15 protein-coding genes are annotated in these 17,222 nt (G+C 54.2%); 13 read left to right on the top strand and 2 right to left on the bottom strand.

The features are described from left to right. The first annotated feature begins 88 nt into the window (after window positions 1–88). From P7079_RS04485 to P7079_RS04445, 9 genes are all read left to right on the top strand, one after another. Entirely contained in the window at window positions 89–850 is a 762-nt protein-coding gene (locus tag P7079_RS04485) for a YebC/PmpR family DNA-binding transcriptional regulator (RefSeq protein ID WP_278012102.1), read from the top strand. Next, entirely contained in the window at window positions 851–1,471 is a 621-nt protein-coding gene (gene ruvC / locus P7079_RS04480; RefSeq protein WP_278012101.1) for a crossover junction endodeoxyribonuclease RuvC, read from the top strand. A 128-nt stretch (window positions 1,472–1,599) separates the two neighbouring features. Beyond that, window positions 1,600–2,193: a Holliday junction branch migration protein RuvA gene (gene ruvA, locus P7079_RS04475; RefSeq protein ID WP_278012100.1), complete on the top strand. Its 594-nt coding sequence runs from the start codon at window positions 1,600–1,602 to the stop codon at window positions 2,191–2,193. A 3-nt stretch (window positions 2,194–2,196) separates the two neighbouring features. After that, window positions 2,197–3,213: a Holliday junction branch migration DNA helicase RuvB gene (ruvB, locus tag P7079_RS04470; RefSeq protein ID WP_278012099.1), complete on the top strand. Its 1,017-nt coding sequence runs from the start codon at window positions 2,197–2,199 to the stop codon at window positions 3,211–3,213. Between the two features lie 163 nt (window positions 3,214–3,376). Further along, the gene (gene yajC / locus P7079_RS04465) at window positions 3,377–3,751 is read left to right on the top strand and encodes a preprotein translocase subunit YajC (RefSeq protein WP_278012098.1); all 375 of its coding nucleotides are present in this window, start codon (window positions 3,377–3,379) and stop codon (window positions 3,749–3,751) included. A 24-nt stretch (window positions 3,752–3,775) separates the two neighbouring features. Further along, complete coding sequence (gene secD, locus P7079_RS04460; RefSeq protein WP_278012097.1) at window positions 3,776–5,680, top strand: protein translocase subunit SecD; 1,905 nt, start codon at window positions 3,776–3,778, stop codon at window positions 5,678–5,680. Further along, window positions 5,680–6,768 (top strand): protein translocase subunit SecF, encoded by a 1,089-nt coding sequence (secF, locus tag P7079_RS04455; RefSeq protein WP_278012096.1) that lies wholly within the window; start codon window positions 5,680–5,682, stop codon window positions 6,766–6,768. The genes secD and secF overlap by 1 nt, the downstream gene beginning before the upstream one ends. Continuing rightward, window positions 6,768–7,310: an adenine phosphoribosyltransferase gene (locus P7079_RS04450; RefSeq protein ID WP_278012095.1), complete on the top strand. Its 543-nt coding sequence runs from the start codon at window positions 6,768–6,770 to the stop codon at window positions 7,308–7,310. The genes secF and P7079_RS04450 overlap by 1 nt, the downstream gene beginning before the upstream one ends. A gap of 110 nt (window positions 7,311–7,420) precedes the next feature. After that, window positions 7,421–9,727 carry a RelA/SpoT family protein gene (locus P7079_RS04445; protein ID WP_278012094.1) on the top strand — a complete coding sequence of 769 codons (2,307 nt, stop codon included), beginning with the start codon at window positions 7,421–7,423 and terminating at the stop codon, window positions 9,725–9,727. On the opposite strand, the gene P7079_RS04440 is transcribed toward P7079_RS04445, so the two are convergent. Together P7079_RS04440 and P7079_RS04435 are read right to left on the bottom strand one after the other, a co-directional pair. Next, complete coding sequence (locus tag P7079_RS04440; RefSeq protein ID WP_278012093.1) at window positions 9,664–10,206, bottom strand: hypothetical protein; 543 nt, start codon at window positions 10,204–10,206, stop codon at window positions 9,664–9,666. The two genes, P7079_RS04445 and P7079_RS04440, sit on opposite strands and share 64 nt — an antisense overlap. Before the next feature lie 94 nt (window positions 10,207–10,300). Continuing rightward, entirely contained in the window at window positions 10,301–11,677 is a 1,377-nt protein-coding gene (locus tag P7079_RS04435; RefSeq protein WP_278012092.1) for a DUF349 domain-containing protein, read from the bottom strand. A gap of 112 nt (window positions 11,678–11,789) precedes the next feature. Between P7079_RS04435 and P7079_RS04430 the strand changes: the two genes are divergently transcribed. Genes P7079_RS04430 through P7079_RS04415 form a run of 4 tightly spaced genes read left to right on the top strand, consistent with a single transcriptional unit; the run spans window position 11,790 to window position 17,177 of the window. Then, window positions 11,790–12,509, top strand: a complete 720-nt coding sequence (locus P7079_RS04430) for an MBL fold metallo-hydrolase (protein ID WP_278012091.1) — start codon at window positions 11,790–11,792, stop codon at window positions 12,507–12,509. Window positions 12,510–12,548: 39 nt separating this feature from the next. Further along, window positions 12,549–13,886 carry a histidine--tRNA ligase gene (hisS, locus tag P7079_RS04425; RefSeq protein WP_278012090.1) on the top strand — a complete coding sequence of 446 codons (1,338 nt, stop codon included), beginning with the start codon at window positions 12,549–12,551 and terminating at the stop codon, window positions 13,884–13,886. After that, on the top strand, window positions 13,879–15,594 hold the full coding sequence (locus P7079_RS04420) for a GTPase domain-containing protein (protein WP_278012089.1): 1,716 nt from the start codon (window positions 13,879–13,881) through the stop codon (window positions 15,592–15,594). The genes hisS and P7079_RS04420 overlap by 8 nt, the downstream gene beginning before the upstream one ends. Further along, entirely contained in the window at window positions 15,591–17,177 is a 1,587-nt protein-coding gene (locus tag P7079_RS04415; protein WP_278012088.1) for a GTPase, read from the top strand. Before P7079_RS04420 ends, P7079_RS04415 begins: the two co-directional genes overlap by 4 nt. The last annotated feature ends 45 nt before the right edge of the window (window positions 17,178–17,222 follow it).

Here is a 17,222-nt window from a genome sequence, read left to right as displayed (position 1 = left end):
AACCTAGCCTGTGAGCCAGCTACCGGCGAGGTAAGCCTCGCACGCGGTATCATGGTGAGCGAATTTGTGAACTTACGAAGGAGAATCTGTGTCCGGACACTCAAAGTGGGCAACCACGAAGCATAAGAAGGCGGCGATTGATGCGAAGCGTGGCAAGCTCTTTGCGCGCCTGATTAAAAACATTGAAGTTGCAGCCCGCACAGGTGGCGGCGATCCCGCCGGTAATCCCACACTGTTCGACGCGATCCAGAAGGCGAAGAAGAATTCTGTCCCGGCAGACAACATTGATCGTGCTGTCAAGCGTGGTTCGGGTGAAGGTGCAGATGCAGTCAACTACGAAACGATTATGTATGAAGGCTACGCCTCGGGTGGCGTCGCTGTTCTGATCGAATGTCTGACAGATAATCGCAACCGTGCGGCGTCGGACGTGCGAGTTGGTCTGACGCGCAATGGTGGTACTCTCGCTGATCCGGGCTCGGTGTCGTTTATGTTCCACCGCAAGGGCGTCGTCGAAGTCCCTGCAGAGGGAAACAACGAAGATGACGTCCTCATGGCAGTGCTTGACGCGGGTGCAGAAGAAGTGAATAACGAAGGCGATGTCTTCGAAGTGATCAGCGCGCCCAATGATCTCGTTGCCGTGCGTAGCGCTCTCCAGGAAGCAGGCATGGATTACAACTCGGCCGAAGTCCAATTCGTGCCCGATGTGAAGGTGACTGTCGATTCGGTCGAAGCAGCGAACAAGGTGATGCGCCTGATCGATGCTCTTGACGATATCGACGATATCCAAAATGTGTACTCCAACCTCGATATTCCTGACGAGATTGCCGAGCAGATGGATGCTGACGAGTAAATGATCATTCTGGGAGTTGACCCCGGATTGACGCGGTGTGGCCTCGGCGTGATTGAAGCCGAAGGCGGGCGTCGCGTGAAAATGCTCGACGTCGATGTGGCACGGACCGATCCTCGGGTTGCGCCACATCGACGTCTTTTGACGATCTTCAACGCTCTGGAAGAAAAGATTGCGCGTTTTTCTCCAGACGTCGTCGCCTACGAACGAGTTTTCGCGCAGGAAAATGTCCGTTCGGTGACAGGAACAGCCCAAGTAGCAGGAGTTGTTCTTCTCGCTGCGGCTCGTGCTGGTGTCGCTCTCGGTTCGCATACGCCGTCTGAAGTGAAAGCTGCGGTAACCGGAAATGGCCGCGCGCAAAAGTTGCAGGTTCAGCAGATGATCCAACGCATTCTGGGCTTGCCGCAGCTCCCACGTCCGAAGGATGCAGCGGATGCACTCGCTATTGCAATTTGTCAGGCATGGCGCGGCGGAGCAGATCATATGGTTGACACGACACGTGCGCAGCACGGTGGTGCGGGCATGTTGCCCGATAATTCTGGGCCGGGGCTAACAGCAGCTCAAAAAATGTGGGCCGACGCTGAACGATTGACTCGTCGGCATGGTGCAGTGGCGCCTGAATAGTACTGCCACGCGCTACTGAGCACTTGTGGTGACGTGGCACGGCACGAGGGATGTCGCATCGTTCGATGCTTTTGACGTTGAGCGGCATGAGTGCGGTAGAATCGTACAAACGTTCGAAAGGGGATCGCGTGATCGCGTCAATTCGAGGACAAGTGCTCCAGGTTGGGATCTCCGGTGCTGTGGTTGATGTCGCCGGCGTGGGATATCAGATCCTCGCAACCCCTGCCACGCTCTCGCACCTGCACGTTGGGCATGAAGCACACGTGTGGACGTCCTTGGTTGTCCGAGAAGACTCGATGACTTTATTTGGTTTCTCATCGACGGATGAAAAGGCGATTTTTGAGACTCTCACCGGTGTTTCAGGGATCGGACCGAAGATTGCATTGGCTGTTCTCGCTGTATTTTCGCCAGATGAGCTTCGTCGAGCCCTTGCTGCAAAAGACGAAAAGGCCCTCAGCCGTGTTCCTGGAATTGGGAAAAAGAGCGCTCAACGAATGATCCTGGAAATTGGTGACAAGCTCGGTCCTGCGTCCCAAACTCCTGCGGGAGCCGCACCTGAGCCTGGGCAAGCTGACCTGGCGGTGATTGAAGGACTGATGTCGTTGGGATGGAGAGAATCTGAAGCGGAAGATGCTCTGTGCCAGGCACGAGAAACGTTTACTGGGACAAGCACCGCGGATCTTCTTCGTGCTGCTCTGCAAATTCTTGGATCGCGGAGGTGACAGATGTCGCAATTTGATATGGCCCCGGACGCTACTGATACTGAGCGTGCCCAGGAGGCGGCGCTGAGGCCAAAACGTCTGGATGAATTTGTTGGTCAAGAAACGGTACGCAATCAACTTTCACTCGTTCTCGATGCATCAATTGCGCGAGCGAAATCGCCTGACCATGTGCTCCTCTCAGGGCCACCTGGATTGGGAAAAACGACGCTCGCAATGATTATTGCGGCTGAGGTGGGAGGATCATTACGACTAACCTCTGGACCGGCTATTCAAAAGCCGGGAGATCTTGCTGCGGTACTCTCAGCTCTTCAAGAAGGCGACGTCCTCTTTATCGATGAGATTCATCGCTTAGCGCGTACTGCTGAGGAGATGCTTTACCTTGCGATGGAAGATTTTCGTGTGGATGTCATGGTGGGGAAGGGGCCAGGTGCAACCTCAATTCCGCTTCCGCTTCCTCCATTTACCGTTGTCGGCGCAACGACTCGTGCCGGTCTGCTCCCTGCGCCTTTGCGAGATCGCTTTGGTTTTACAGCTCATCTTGACTACTACACGGTCGAGGAACTTGCACAGATTGTGTCTGCCAATGCAGTGAAACTTAACGCGCAGATTGATAACGATGCAGCCGGAGAAATTGCTTCGCGTTCCCGGGGCACGCCGCGTATTGCAAATCGTTTGCTTCGCCGTGTTCAGGATTGGGCGCAAGTTCGTGGAAACGGTGTCCTCGATCTCGTTGCGGCGAAGTCTGCTTTGGATGTTTTTGAAGTGGATTCACTTGGTCTTGATCGACTTGATCGTGCCGTTCTTGATGTGCTCTGCCGCCGTTTTCATGGTGGTCCTGCCGGTTTGGCAACAATTGCTGTGTCTGTGGGAGAAGAGCCCGAGACCGTTGAAACGGTTGCTGAGCCTTACTTGGTCCGCGAAGGTTTTATTATCCGCACGCCACGAGGTCGCATGGCGACGTCGCTGGCATGGTCGCACTTAGGCCTGACTGCCCCTGACTCAGAGGCGCTCTTTGGCTAGACGATGATTGTTCTTGCCAAACGTTTCTTCAACACACCAAAGTATTGCGATACGTGAGTATCTCATTACTTTTGCAGAGTTTTTCCCGTTTGTTTTCCCCTCACTCGGGTAGAGTTTATCCGTTATGGCCAGTGCGGCCGTGGTCTGATTGAAGGATAGGTTTATGCCCCGTGGTTTCGAGCTGATCATCATTTTGGTGGTCATGGTAGCTCTGATGTGGTTCATGTCGCGCGGTGCGCGCAAGGCTCAAGCGAAGGCAGCTGAGGAGCGTGAAAAGGCGCTTGTTGTTGGCACAAATGTGGTGACAAACTCCGGTTTCTTTGGGCGCATTGTCGATATTGACGGTGACGCGGTGACTCTTGAATCACCGTCGGGCGACGAAACAGTATGGATGAAGCGTGCGATTCTGCAGCAAATGGATCTCCCCCTTGGCTATGCCTCCGACGACGACGTTGTGGAGGAAACTGAGGCTTCCAAGCAGGCGACGTCTTCTGATGATTCGGAAGATACCACTAGGCAATCTGACTCAGACAAGTAATTTTCTCCACGTAAAGGAACAACAATGTCTCACTCCTCTCATGCGGAAGTGAAACCTAAGCTCTATAAGCAGCTGGTGCTCTTAGTCGTGATGATTGTGGCGCTAGTGGGTTCTCTCGCCTACGGCTCACTGACGACGGACAAGAGTCGTTTCACTCCGGATCTCGCTCTCGATCTTGAGGGTGGCACCCAGATTATCCTCACGCCAGTCTCGACCGACGGTCGTGCAATCACCGATGCTGACGTGGCTCAAGCAATTGAGATCATCCGTCAGCGTGTGGATGCGTCCGGTGTTGCTGAAGCTGAAATCAACTCCCAGGGTGGATCGAATATCGTCGTCGGACTTCCCGGAAACCCGAGCAAAGAAACCCTGAACCTTGTGCGCACTTCAGCTGTGCTGCGTATGCGCCCGGTTCTTGCGATCACGCAGAGCCATAAGCTCGATGCCCCAACAATCGCTGCTGCGATGAAAGCAGCAAACAAGAAGCTTGTTGCGGGCAACGAAAAGTCGATGACGCAAGAAGAGATTAAGAAGAACATCGAAGTTTTGGCAGATGTGAACGGCGATGGAAAGATCTCAGACGCGCCGGCGAAGAAGCCCGAGAACCCGTCGGACACTGCGTGGATCACGGAGAAGACCACGCAGGACATGTACCTGCTCACATGTGGGTCACAAGAGGCTCAACTCGCAGCAACGGGTGACGACCCGAAGAAGGCTCTTGTGGCCTGTGATTCCTCAGGAGCGAATAAGTACATCCTCGGCCCGGCTGAAGTGGAAGGCTCTCAAGTCACTCAGGCAACCTCCGGCCCGGCTGTGAATAACCAAGGCACGCCAACGGGTGGCTACGCGGTGAACATGGAATTCAACGCTGCCGGTTCGAAGGCATTTGCTGACTCGACAGCCCGCATTTCCCAACTCCAAAGCCCACGCAATCAGTTCTCGATCGTGCTTGATGGCAAGGTGCTCTCTGCACCCGTTCCCTCGGGCCGAATTTCTGGTGGTGCGCAAATCACCGGATCGTTTACTGCTCCCGAGGCAGCATCGTTAGCTAACCAGCTCAGCTTTGGCTCCCTTCCGTTGAATTTCCACGTTCAGTCTGAAGAACAGATTTCAGCGACTCTTGGTACAGACCAACTTCAGTCCGGTTTGATCGCTGGCCTTATCGGCTTGCTGATTATCGTGGCATACATGGTCTGGCAGTATCACGCGTTGGGCGTGGTTGCCGTGGCCTCGATTCTTCTTTCGACCGGCTTGTCATACTTTGTGGTCTGTTTGCTGTCGTGGGGGATGGGGTACAGGCTCTCGATGGCCGGCGTCCTGGGTATGATCGTTTCCATTGGTGTGACAGCCGACTCGTTCATTGTGTACTTCGAGCGTATTCGTGATGAAATTCGCGACGGCCGCACCGTCACCAGTGCTATTTATCACGGATGGGTTCATGCCCGCCGCACCATCATCGTTTCCGACGCGGTGAACCTCCTTGCCTCTGCGGTCTTGTACATTTTGACTGTTGGTTCCGTGCGTGGCTTCGCTTTTACACTCGGTATTACAACTGTGTTGGATTTGATCGTCGTCATGATGTTCACCTATCCATTGATGACGTACCTCGGGAAGACCGCTTTCTTCGGACAGGGCAAGGCCTATTCTGGCCTGAATACTAAGAAACTCGAAGGCCCGGCGATTTACCAGGGACGAGGTCGGATTCGTTCCTTTGAAACAAAGAAGAAGTCTCGTTCTGGCGTTACAGGCCTTGAAAAACAGGCGCTCTCGGCCGACGAGTATCCCGACGCACGTTTCGTCTCCGATCACACAACCGCAAATAAGCATCAACGCGAAGTTCACCTCGAACGTCGTGAGGGCGAATCGCTCGCACAACTTCGAGCACGCGAGCGTCGCGAGAAGCGCCAGGCAGCGAAAGGTGAGAACTGATGTCGATGTATTCTTGGGGAAATAACCTCTACTCGGGCAAGACCTCTTACCCACTGATTCAAAAGCGCAAGTACTGGTTTAGTGCTGCGATTGCCCTCGTCCTTGTATCTCTGCTCTCCTTCGCAACGATTTCTCCTAATCTGGGAATCGAGTTCCGCGGTGGATCTCAGTTCACAATTTCAGGCACTTCGCAAACAGCACTGAAGCCAGCGACTGATATCGTGACCAAGATCGGTAAAGATACTGCGCCACGTGTATCGAATGTTGGAAGTGACACCATCCGCATTCAGACCGGTGAGCTGACGGATCAACAGACCCAGCAGGTTCGTTCAGAATTGGCAAGTGCCTATCAGGTCAATGAGACAGAAGTGACCTCTACCTTCATCGGCCCCTCGTGGGGTGCAGACATTATGTCGAAGGCAATTCGCGCGATGATCGTGTTCATGGTCCTGGTGTCGCTGGTCATGACCATCTACTTCCGCTCGTGGGCAATCGCCGTCGGCGCAATGGGCGCGCTCTTACACGATTTCATCGTCACTCTTGGCGTTTACTGGATTGGTGGATTCGAGATTACGCCGGCGACGATCATTGGTCTGCTCACCATTATGGGGTATTCCCTTTACGACACCGTCGTGGTTTTCGACAAGGTTCGTGAAAACACGGTTGAACTTCGTAGGCAAAACGACATGACCTATGAAGAATCGGCGAACCTGGCCATCAACCAAACTCTAATTCGTTCGCTTAATACCTCGATCACTGGCTTGCTCCCAGTGATGAGCGTCCTGTTCGTGGGTGTACTTTTGCTCGGGGCGGACACTCTCCGTGACCTTGCTCTGGTGATGTTCGTGGGCATGATTTTGTCAACGTTGTCATCGATCTTCCTCGCTGCACCATTTGCAGTGGCACTCGGAATGCGCAACGACAACGTGAAAGCTCACACCGAAGCAGTCATGAAGATGCGTTCCGAAGCACGAGACAAGATGTCCAAGTCCGCCTCGTCGGAGGAGAACTCGGGTAACATTGACACGTCTCATGTGCTCACCGGCATGCGCTCGAAAAGTGGCGCGAAGAAACGAAAGAAGAAGTGATGTCCGAAGTTTTCCCGCATGACACTGTCGAGATGGTGCGTTCACACGTACGCGAAGTGCAGGATTTTCCTGCGCGTGGCGTACTCTTTCGCGACATCACGCCTTTGATTGCAGATGACCAAGGTTTTAAAGCCCTGATTGACATGCTTGCGGATCACTACCGTGGGAAAGTCGATGCAGTTGCCGGTCTCGAATCTCGTGGGTTTATCCTTGGTGCGCCTCTTGCCGTTGCACTCGGCGTCGGCATGTTGACTGTTCGCAAGGCTGGTCGTCTCCCCGGACCTGTTGTCGGGGTGGATTACGACCTTGAATACGGTTCGGCGCGCATGGAGCTTCAGCCTTTCACTGTCGAAGACGGACACCGCGTTTTAGTCATCGATGACGTTCTTGCTACGGGTGGAACTGCCGGTGCAGCATTTGATCTGATTCGCCAGGCCGGTGCAGTTCCTGCTGCATTGTGTGTGCTGCTGGAGCTCAAAGATCTCGGCGGTCGTGAGCGTTTAGGCGAGGACATTCCGATCGATTCGGTGATCGCGTACTGAACATCATGACGGTGACAATGTGGGGGACGCTCATTTGCGTTCCCCACATTTTTTCACCTGGATTTCACCACATTAGGCACGGTTGTGCGCCTCTGACGTAGAATCTGTTCATGAGCGACAACAATGGTGCAGTCCCGACACGCTTGCGTTCACGTTTCGCGTGGTTGGGTGGGAAGAAGTCATTGCAGGTCCCAGCTCTTCTTGAGCCGATTATGGCGGCGATCGAAGGACGTGGGTTGAATGAACAACGCATTCTGCGGGCTTTTGTTGTTGCTGAAGAGAAACACCGCGGGCAGAAGCGCAAGTCGGGGGAGCCGTATATTACCCACCCCGTCGCTGTCGCGACTATCCTTGCTGAACTCGGTCTCGACGAGGACACGATCGTTGCTGCGCTTCTCCACGACACTGTCGAGGACACAGATTACACACTCAAAGAGCTGACGAGCGATTTCGGTTCAACAGTCGCCCTCCTTGTTGACGGCGTGACCAAACTCGATAAGGTCGAATACGGCGAAGCGGCTGCTGCAGAAACCGTCCGCAAGATGGTCATTGCGATGTCGAAAGATATCCGTGTTCTTCTCATTAAACTTGGTGATCGCCTGCATAACGCTCGCACATGGCGCTATGTTGAAGCAGGATCGGCACAACGCAAGGCCCGCGAAACTCTGGAAATCTTTGCACCTTTGGCACACCGCTTAGGGATGAATTCGATCAAGTGGGAACTTGAAGATCGCTCGTTCCGGACGCTTTACCCAGCAGTTTATGCAGAGATTGAGCAGATGGTTCAGGAACGTGCGCCTGAGCGTGAACGATTCCTTGAGGAAATCAAAGTAAAGATCCAATCGGAACTCACCAAGGCTGGAGTCAAGTGTACGATTTCAGGACGCCCAAAGCACTACTATTCGATTTATCAAAAGATGATTCTTCGGGGGCGTGACTTTGAAGATATCTACGATCTCATTGGTATTCGCGTCCTGGTTAATGAAGTCCAAGATTGTTATACGACCCTCGGTATCGTCAATTCTGCGTACACTCCGATTCAGGGACGAATCAAAGATTACATCGCATCGCCAAAATTCAATCTGTATCAGTCGATTCACACCACGGTAATGGGACCTGGCGGCAAGACCGTTGAGGTTCAGATCCGTACCTACGAAATGCATCGTCGCGCTGAATTTGGCGTGGCTGCTCACTGGCGTTATAAAGAAAATCCCAACGCCACAAAAGGCACTGGTCAGGAAAAACAAGAAGATGCCCAGCTCGAATGGCTACGTCAGCTTGTCGATTGGCAGCGTGATACGGCAGATCCGTCCGAGTTTCTTGATTCATTACGGTACGAGATGTCGGGTAACCAGGTGTACGTTTTTACACCTGCAGGCGAAGTGATGGAGCTGCCCGCTGGTTCGACGCCGGTGGACTTCGCTTTCGCTGTCCACACAGAAGTCGGTTTCCGCACCGTTGGCGCAAAGGTGAACGATCGCCTGGTCACATTGGATCACAAACTCGAATCTGGCGATACTGTGGAAATTGTGACGGCTAAATCCTCTGAAGCTGGACCATCCCGTGGTTGGCTCGATTTCGTCGCAACACCTCGTGCGCGTGCCAAGATTAAATCATGGTTTACAAAATCTCGACGTGACGAGGCGATTGAGGAAGGCAAAGAGAAGCTCGCAAAGGCGATTCGACGCAAGAATCAGCCAGTGCAGCGGCTCATGTCGCACGAGACACTGCGTGCAGTCGCTCAAGACCTCAACCGCAAGGATGTCACGGATCTCTACAGCGCGATTGGTGAAGGCAATATTTCGTCTGAGTCTGTGGTGCGCAAGCTGATTTCTTCGCAGGGTGGACTTGCGGGAGCTGAGGAATCGATGGCGGAAGCCGTCACTCCCACACGTATTATGCGACACTCAGGCGAAGCAGGCTCAGCGGTCGTTGTGTCGTCAATAGAGGACACAGATGTGCTCGTTAAACTTGCCAAGTGTTGTACTCCTGTCCCTCCCGACCCCATTGTCGGGTTTGTGACCCGCGGCAACGGCATTTCTGTCCACCGTGCAGATTGTTCGAATGTGGCAAGCCTCCAACGAGATCGTGATCGTTTCATCGCCATTGAATGGGCAGATGCTCAAGATGCGGTGTTTGTGGTCCAAGTTCAAATTGAGGCTCTTGATCGGCGTGGACTCCTTGCCGATATCTCCAAGGTACTCTCTGATCATGACATCAATATGCTCTCCGGCTCGATGAATACATCGAAGGAGCGCGTGGCGCGTTCAACCTTCCAGTTCGAGATGGGAGATCCACGTCATCTGAGCGTTGTACTGAAAGAACTTCGCAAGATTGACGGTGTTTATGATGCCTATCGCGTTGTCGGCTCGAAACGCGAATCTGATCGGCGTGTGTCAACCGAGGCAGGCAACTGACGCGCAATAGCGCGCGCCTGCCCAATCCCATGGAGGGAATTGAGCTCGCCGGCTCGGCGTGCGACAGCGTCAAGATCACACCCTGCTTTCACAAGAGAATAGACATTTGCTAGTGCATCAGCGGTGTTATGTAGAAGAAGATCAAGTAACGTACGCTCAGGTGTGGTTACCATGATTGATCCCATTTTCTGCAGGTCCTCCTCAGAGTACTTTTTGCGACGCACGAACTGGCTGTCAGGAAGTGAAGTTTCGAGTTTGGTCCGCACCGTTCCCGCCTGATTGCCAGTGTGGATCCATAATGCGGTGTAGCCGAAAGCGATCGAGCCGCTACGAGCAAGAGAAATAATGCGAGCGCGTGAGTGGGCAGTTGTGACCAAATCGATTCCCACGAGTCCGAGTTCGCCCACTTGTACTACTAGCCCCTCATGAGACAGGCTTGCGTGCTGTCTTTGTGAGATGTCAATAAATAGCGATGTCATGTCATGATTCTGCAACGCAGATAAAAAACGTCCGGGGAGGTTTCCACATTTGTGGAAACCTCCCCGAGGAATAAATCGCAGTGTGCTACTTTATTTAGTCAGCCTGAACAGCAGCAAGCCATTGCTTACGCGCTTCGAGTGCCGAGGTGTATTCCTTGACCTTCTTGTCATCACCTGCGGCCTTTGCCTCAGCAATCTGGCCCTCAAGTTCCGCGATTAGTGCTTCGAGTTGGGCGGCCATACCGTTGGTTCGCTCGGCAACAGCTGGGTCACTCTTGCGCCACTGTTCGGAATCGGCATCGCGGATCGCTTGCTCGATGTCGCGCAGACGCCCCTCCGTGCGGCCAACATCACCGCGCGGCACACGACCAATCTTGTCCCACTGTTCGCCGATTTCGCGGATTGCCGTCTTGGCAGCTTCGACGTCGCTGACGGGAACGAGCTTTTCGGCTTCCTTGAGAAGTTTAAGCTTCTTTGCCAGATTCTCACTAAATTCTTCATCGAGCTGATTGTTGTGAGCGTTACGCGCATCGAAGAATACCTGCTGAGCTGCTCGGAAACGATCCCAGAGCTTGTCATCTTCCTTGCGTCCAGCGCGTCCAGCGGCCTTCCATTCATTCATGAGTTGACGGTATGCGGCCGACGCGGCACCCCAATCAGTCGAGTTTTGCAACTCCGTCGCGCGGCGGATCAGATCTTCCTTTGCATTGACAGTGGCTTTGGCTGCCTTGTCACGCTCAGAGAAGTACTGACGACGATGGCGATCAAATTGCGTGCGTGCTGAAGAAAAACGCTTCCATAATGCCTCTTCAGTCGGACGATCAATACGAGCTCCGTGGCGCTGTGCATGTTTCCACTGCTCAAGAAGCTCGGTGAGCGCCGTGCGGGAATTCTTCCAGTGTGTTGTGGATGGATCCTGTGCAGAAATCTTTTCTGCTTCAGCCACAATAGCTTCGCGCTCTTCAAGCGCCTTCTTCTTGGCCTCCGCACGCTCAGCATTGACCACTTCGGCGCGCTGCTCAATGAGCGGTAAGGTGGCGTCTACTCGTGTGCGAAGCGCAGCAATATCGCCAATCGCAGCAGGCTCTTCAAGCTGTGCAGCCAGATGCTTTTGCGACTTGCGCGATTCTTCGGGTGAGATCGTGTTAATTCGCATTTCAAGTAGAGCAACCTGAGACTGTAGATCCAGGAAACGACGAGCGTAGAGAGTCAATACATCAGTGACAGTTCCACCAGCTGTGTACTGGCCAACTACGCGCACACCCTTTCCTTCACCGTCGGTCAGCCACACGTTCCCCTCGTCATCGACGCGTCCCCACTTGGCGGCTTCAGCCGCTTCTGGCTCCGTGAGAGGAGCAGGCGCTGCTGGTGCTGCAGGCGCTGGTGTTGGCGTTGCGGGTGCCGGTGTGGCGGTTGGCTGAGTGGTTTCGGCTGCTTCGTTGCTTGCCGGGGTAGGCATGGTATCCGACATGAGGACTCCTTCAGACGGGGTAATTAATACCGTTCACGTATTGGTACGCCACCACTCTACGCGAATGTCGCCGACTTTTCGCGGTTTCACGTGTCTGCGGTAGAGTCAGATTATGATTTTCTTGCGTTTCAGTGAAACTGTCATTGGAGCCAACACCTATGTGTTGGCTGACGCCGATGCGAAAGTTGCGTTGGTAGTCGATACCGGTGCTGGTGCGGCAACCTGGGTGCCGTCGGCTCTTGAAAAACGGGGATTAACACTCGGGGCGGTTCTGCTGACTCATGGACATGCTGATCATGTCTGGGATTGCGCGGAGGTTGCGGGTGACGCGCCTGTTGTCATCCCGTCGGGAGATCTGTTTCGACTCGAGGATCCTATTGCCACCACAGGGCTTGCACAACTGGCGCCACTCTTCAGCGCCGGAGGATCGGCGTCGTGGATCCGGCCGCGTGACGTACGGGCGTTGCCGGAAGAGTTCTATCAAGCTTCCACCGAAATTGTCGAAGGTGTGTTCTTGCGTGCGATGGCTGCGCCTGGGCATTCTCAAGGTTCGACAGTCTTTCTTTTCGACGGATACGTTGATCCGGGGGATAACCTCCCTCTCGCACCAGGTCAGGGCGGCCACATGATGCTCTCAGGCGACGTGCTATTCAATAACGGAATTGGACGCACCGATCTTCCCGGCTCGGACCCTCGTGCGATGGAGAAAACTTTGCGGCGGATCGCTGCCGAGGTTGACGGGGAGACATGGGTGTTTCCCGGACACGGCCCAGCCACGAAACTTTCACGTGAGCTTAACACAAACCCGTATTTGAGAATGTTCCTAGAGTAAAGTGGGCTACGCCAGCCAAGACGTGAGATACTAAGGCTTATGAAGATTGCACCTTTGTCTGGTTTTCCTGAATGGCTACCGCAAGAACGAATCGTGGAGCAGCGTGCCCTGGACACGCTCAGATCGACTTTTGAACTCCATGGTTTCTCCGGAATTGAGACTCGCGCGGTGGAGCCTGTTTCTCGCCTCCTGGCAAAAGGGGAGACGTCGAAGGAAATCTACCTGCTTAACCGCTTGCAGGGTGGTGATTCACAGGATGCTGAACTCGGTCTCCACTTTGATCTGACGGTTCCGCTTTCTCGTTACGTTTTGGAGAACGCTGGAAAGCTCGATTTTCCGTTCCGTCGTTACCAGATTCAGAAGGTCTGGCGCGGCGAACGTCCGCAGGACGGGCGCTTCCGTGAGTTTGTTCAGGCCGACGTTGACGTCGTTGGCCAAGACACCCTCGCTTTCCATCACGAGGTGGAGCTACCGCTGGTCATGGTTGATGCTCTCTCGAAGCTTCCCATCCCACGTGTGGTGATCCGCGCATCGAACCGCAAGGTCGCTCAAGGATTCTTTGATGCCATTGGTCTTGAAGATATCGAAGAGACGCTGCGAATCGTCGATAAACTCGACAAGATTGGCCCTGCCGGAGTGGCAGCTACTTTGGCTCAGAACGTCGGCGCAACTGAGGAGCAGGCGCAGCTTGCGCTCAAGCTGGCTCAAATCGGCGGCACTGATGCTCGTGTTGCTGATGATGTGCTTGCTCTCGGGTTCCGTAATGAACTCCTTGATGAAGGTCTTGATGAACTCGTGCGCCTGATCGAGGGTGCGAATAAGCTCATCGAGGGTTCGGTTGTTGCTGACCTTTCAATTGCACGCGGCTTAGATTATTACACTGGCTCGGTCTACGAATCCACCCTTGTTGGGCATGAAGATTTGGGCTCTGTCTGTTCAGGTGGGCGCTACGACTCTCTCGTCAGTGACGGCAAGCGAACTTTCCCAGGTGTGGGACTTTCCATTGGAGTGTCGCGTATTCTTGCCCGCGTTATTGGAAAGGAACTCGTTGGCGCCTCGCGAAAGGTCCCCACTGCTGTTCTCATTGCGGTAAACAATGAAGACGAACGAGCTCATGCGGATAAAATTGCCATGAGCTTGCGCGCGCGAGGGGTAGCGACGGAAGTTTCTCCGAACACTCAAAAGTTTGGCAAGCAGATTCGTTATGCAGAGCGTCGGGGTATTCCATTCGTGTGGTTTACCCAGGAAGATAACGGCGTTCTCAGCGAGCAGGTCAAGGATATTCGGTCGGGCGAGCAAGTGAGTGCTGACCAACATTCGTGGATGCCGCCGGAACAGGACATGGTGGCACAGTTGGTGAGTCTGACTCATGAGTGAATTGCAGCGCCCCAGCTCCGATCTTCTCGCACATTTATATGTGCTTCAGGACGCGCTGGAGCGTATGCATTTTCCATTCGCCCTTCGCGGTGCCGACGAGATCAGCGACGTCGTCGCGGATTCACGTTCCCAGTTGCGTGACTACCTCATCCCGCGTCTCGAAAATCTCTCCGCTCCGTTAGTCTGTGTTGTCGGCGGGTCAACGGGCGCAGGGAAGAGCGCGATCGTCAATTCACTCGTCGGTGAAAATGTTGTGCGGTCCAGTGCGATCCGTCCCACAACGCGTCGTCCAACACTCGTCTTTCATCCTGATGATGCCGAAGCGTTTGCCGATGCGCGGATCTTGCCGGATCTTGCGCGAGTGAGTGGTGAAACTGACGAGCACTCTTCCCTGACACTTGAATTAGTTCCGTCGCAGGCCATTCCTGCAGGTTTAGCGTTGCTTGATTCTCCGGATATTGATTCCGTCGTTGAGGAGAATCGTCAGCTCGCTTCACAGCTCCTGGCAGCAGCAGACTTGTGGATCTTTGTGACCACGGCAGCGCGCTACGGGGATGCAATTCCATGGGTGATTCTCGGTGAGGCAGCCGAGCGCAATATTGTTTTGGGTATCGTTCTCAATCGTGTGCCACCAGGTGTCGGTGCAGACGTCCGCGCGGATCTCGCCTCACGGCTCGAAAAGCGTGCGCTGGCACATGCTCCTTTGTTTATGATTGCCGAACAACAGTTGGAAGATGGCCGGCTTGCAAATGCCGACGTCGAGTCAGTCCGTCGCTGGCTGATGTCGATCGCTGAAGACGAGGCTGCGCGAGCAAGCGTCGTCCGGCAAACTCTTCACGGCGCAATTCACTCTCTTTCTGGTCACGCGTCAACTATTCTCGATGGATATGGACGCCAGCTTGCCACCCGCGATGCTTTGCGCTGGGACGTCGATTCTGCTTTTGCAGCTGCTGATGAACAGTTTGCACAGAATGTGGTTGATGGCTCCCTTCTTCGTGGTGAGGTACTCTCCCGCTGGCAAGATGTTGTGGGAACAGGGGAGTGGATGCGACGGCTCGAGGGCGGCGTGAGTGCAATACGTGATCGTCTTTCTTCCTACTTCACGACACGGACGAATCCCTCGACCACTCAGATAGAGTTCGCAATCGACGACGGCGTAATAGCGCTCCTTGTCGAACGTACTGAGGCAGCAATTGCTCAGGCACTTCGAGCGTGGGAGTCCGTGGGGGTTGCTGAAGCGTTGGTCAAACATGTGCGTGAGAATCTGCGTGACCGATCCGAGCGTGAGGCTGTAGCTGCTGAACTCATTCACGATTGGCGCGCAGACATTCTCGAGATTGTGCGTGAGCAGGGCACACGAAAGAAAACGATGGCACGGGCACTTGCAACGTCTGTGAATGTTGTGGGAGTGGCGCTGATTGTCGTCGTTTTCGCCTCGACAGGGGGACTCGTCGGCGGCGAGGTCGCTGTGGCCGGCGGTACTGCCGTCGTTGCACAAAAGCTACTCGAAGCGATTTTCGGTGAAGACGCGGTTCGCCGACTTGCACGTCAAGCCAAGAAATTGCTTGATGATCGCGTTGAAAATTTTGTCAGAACAGACCGTCGTATTTTTGAGGATGCGCTCGAATCTACAGATATTTCTCAAGAGATCAAAAAGGAGTTGGAGACGGCATTTGCACAGATTGACAGGGAAGGAAAAATTCGATGACATGCGTCGCTGAAGGAATCGGTGCATTGCGAAGTGCCCTTGACGCGGGCGAGAGTTTTCTTCCTCAGGAGATTATCGACGAGGCTTCGAAAGTTCTCGAGCTTTCCGTTGCCCGCACTCACGTGGGCGAGGACGTCTGTGTGATCGCTTTCGCGGGATCAACTGGATCCGGGAAATCCTCTCTTGTCAACGCGCTTGCAGGAGAAGAACTTGTGCGAGTTGCTCCCTTGCGACCCACGACGTCTGAGCCAATGGCCGTGATGAATGTGCATGAACCAGCTTTACTTGATTGGCTCGATATCCGTCGCCGCCATGTCAGTGCGCAGCTAGGGGAGCGTTTCTCCGTAAACGGGAAAATCATGCTGGTCGATCTTCCCGATATCGATTCGATTCAGATAGAGAACCAAAGCAAAGCACACGCGATTATCGAGCGTGCCGATGTCACTGTGTGGGTTTTAGATCCTCAGAAATACGCTGATGCTGTCGTTCATGAAGACTATCTGTCTCAGTTACGTGAACATTCTGAGGCACTTGTTATCGTTTTGAATAAAGTGGATCTGTTGAATCCCGACGAACGGCAATATGTTGAAAACGATGTTGCCCGGCTCATTGCCGACGACGGCGTCAGTGTCCGCGTTCTGCCCGTGTCCGTGGCGAGTGGAGAAGGCCTCGCTGAGCTCTCGCAGTTGCTCGGAACAAAAGTGGAGGCAGCCGATGTCCAGCGTACTAAGATCGCCGCGGATCTGCGCATGATGTCGAAAAGAATCAGCGCAACCCTCGTTGCAGATCATGGTAAATACGAGCTGGCGCCTATGCCGTCTTTTGCTCCTGTCGCACATGCCGTGGCACAAGCAAGCGGCGCTGAAAGTGTGGCACGGGCTGCAGGCGGCTCGTATCGTGTTCGTGGACGTTCGAGAACGAGTTGGTGGTTTACACGGTGGGTCCATCAGCGTCGTGATCCTCTGAAAGTGTTGCGTCTGGACACTCCAGCGGGCAAAGTCGCTCCGACAACTGGCTTGATTCCTTCTCCGGGGTATCTTGCAGCAGCTGAGGGCGAAGGCCGGCGGTTCTGTATCCGTGCCACTGAAGGAATGCCGAGAATGTGGGCACGTCGGGTGCAGACACAGGGACAACAACATGTCCAACAGTTTCTTTCTCGGATCGACCCATTGCTCGCGAGCGTGAATGTCGAGCGTGACCGAACGCCGATCTGGTGGCACATCGCTAACGTTATGCAGTGGCTGTTTGCACTTGTCGCGATCATTGGTTACCTCTGGCTCGGACTGAAAATTTTTGGTCCGACTCTCGGTCTCTTTTTGCCGGATCCTGCCCGAGTGGGAATTTTTGAGGTGCCTTTACTTATGTGCATTTTCGCAATGCTCGGTGGCCTTATTGTGAGCGCATGTTGTGTACTTTTTGTTCGACGTGGTGCAGCGAAGGTTGAACGTCGTGTACGGACACGGATCGAGAATGCTGTTCTTCGTGCATCTGAGGATGGTGTCCTTGAGCCGCTTGTTCATGAGCGCCATGTGTATGAAGGATTTGTGGACGCCATGATCCTCATGGGGAACGCCAAAGCTTAAGCGAGGGAAGTAAGAGTCGCCGGCTCCCACAATGGGAAACCGGCG

Origin of the sequence: Arcanobacterium canis (genome assembly GCF_029625435.1) — a bacterium.
Classification (GTDB): domain Bacteria; phylum Actinomycetota; class Actinomycetes; order Actinomycetales; family Actinomycetaceae; genus Arcanobacterium; species Arcanobacterium canis.
This window is presented reverse-complemented; position numbering and strand designations above follow the sequence as displayed.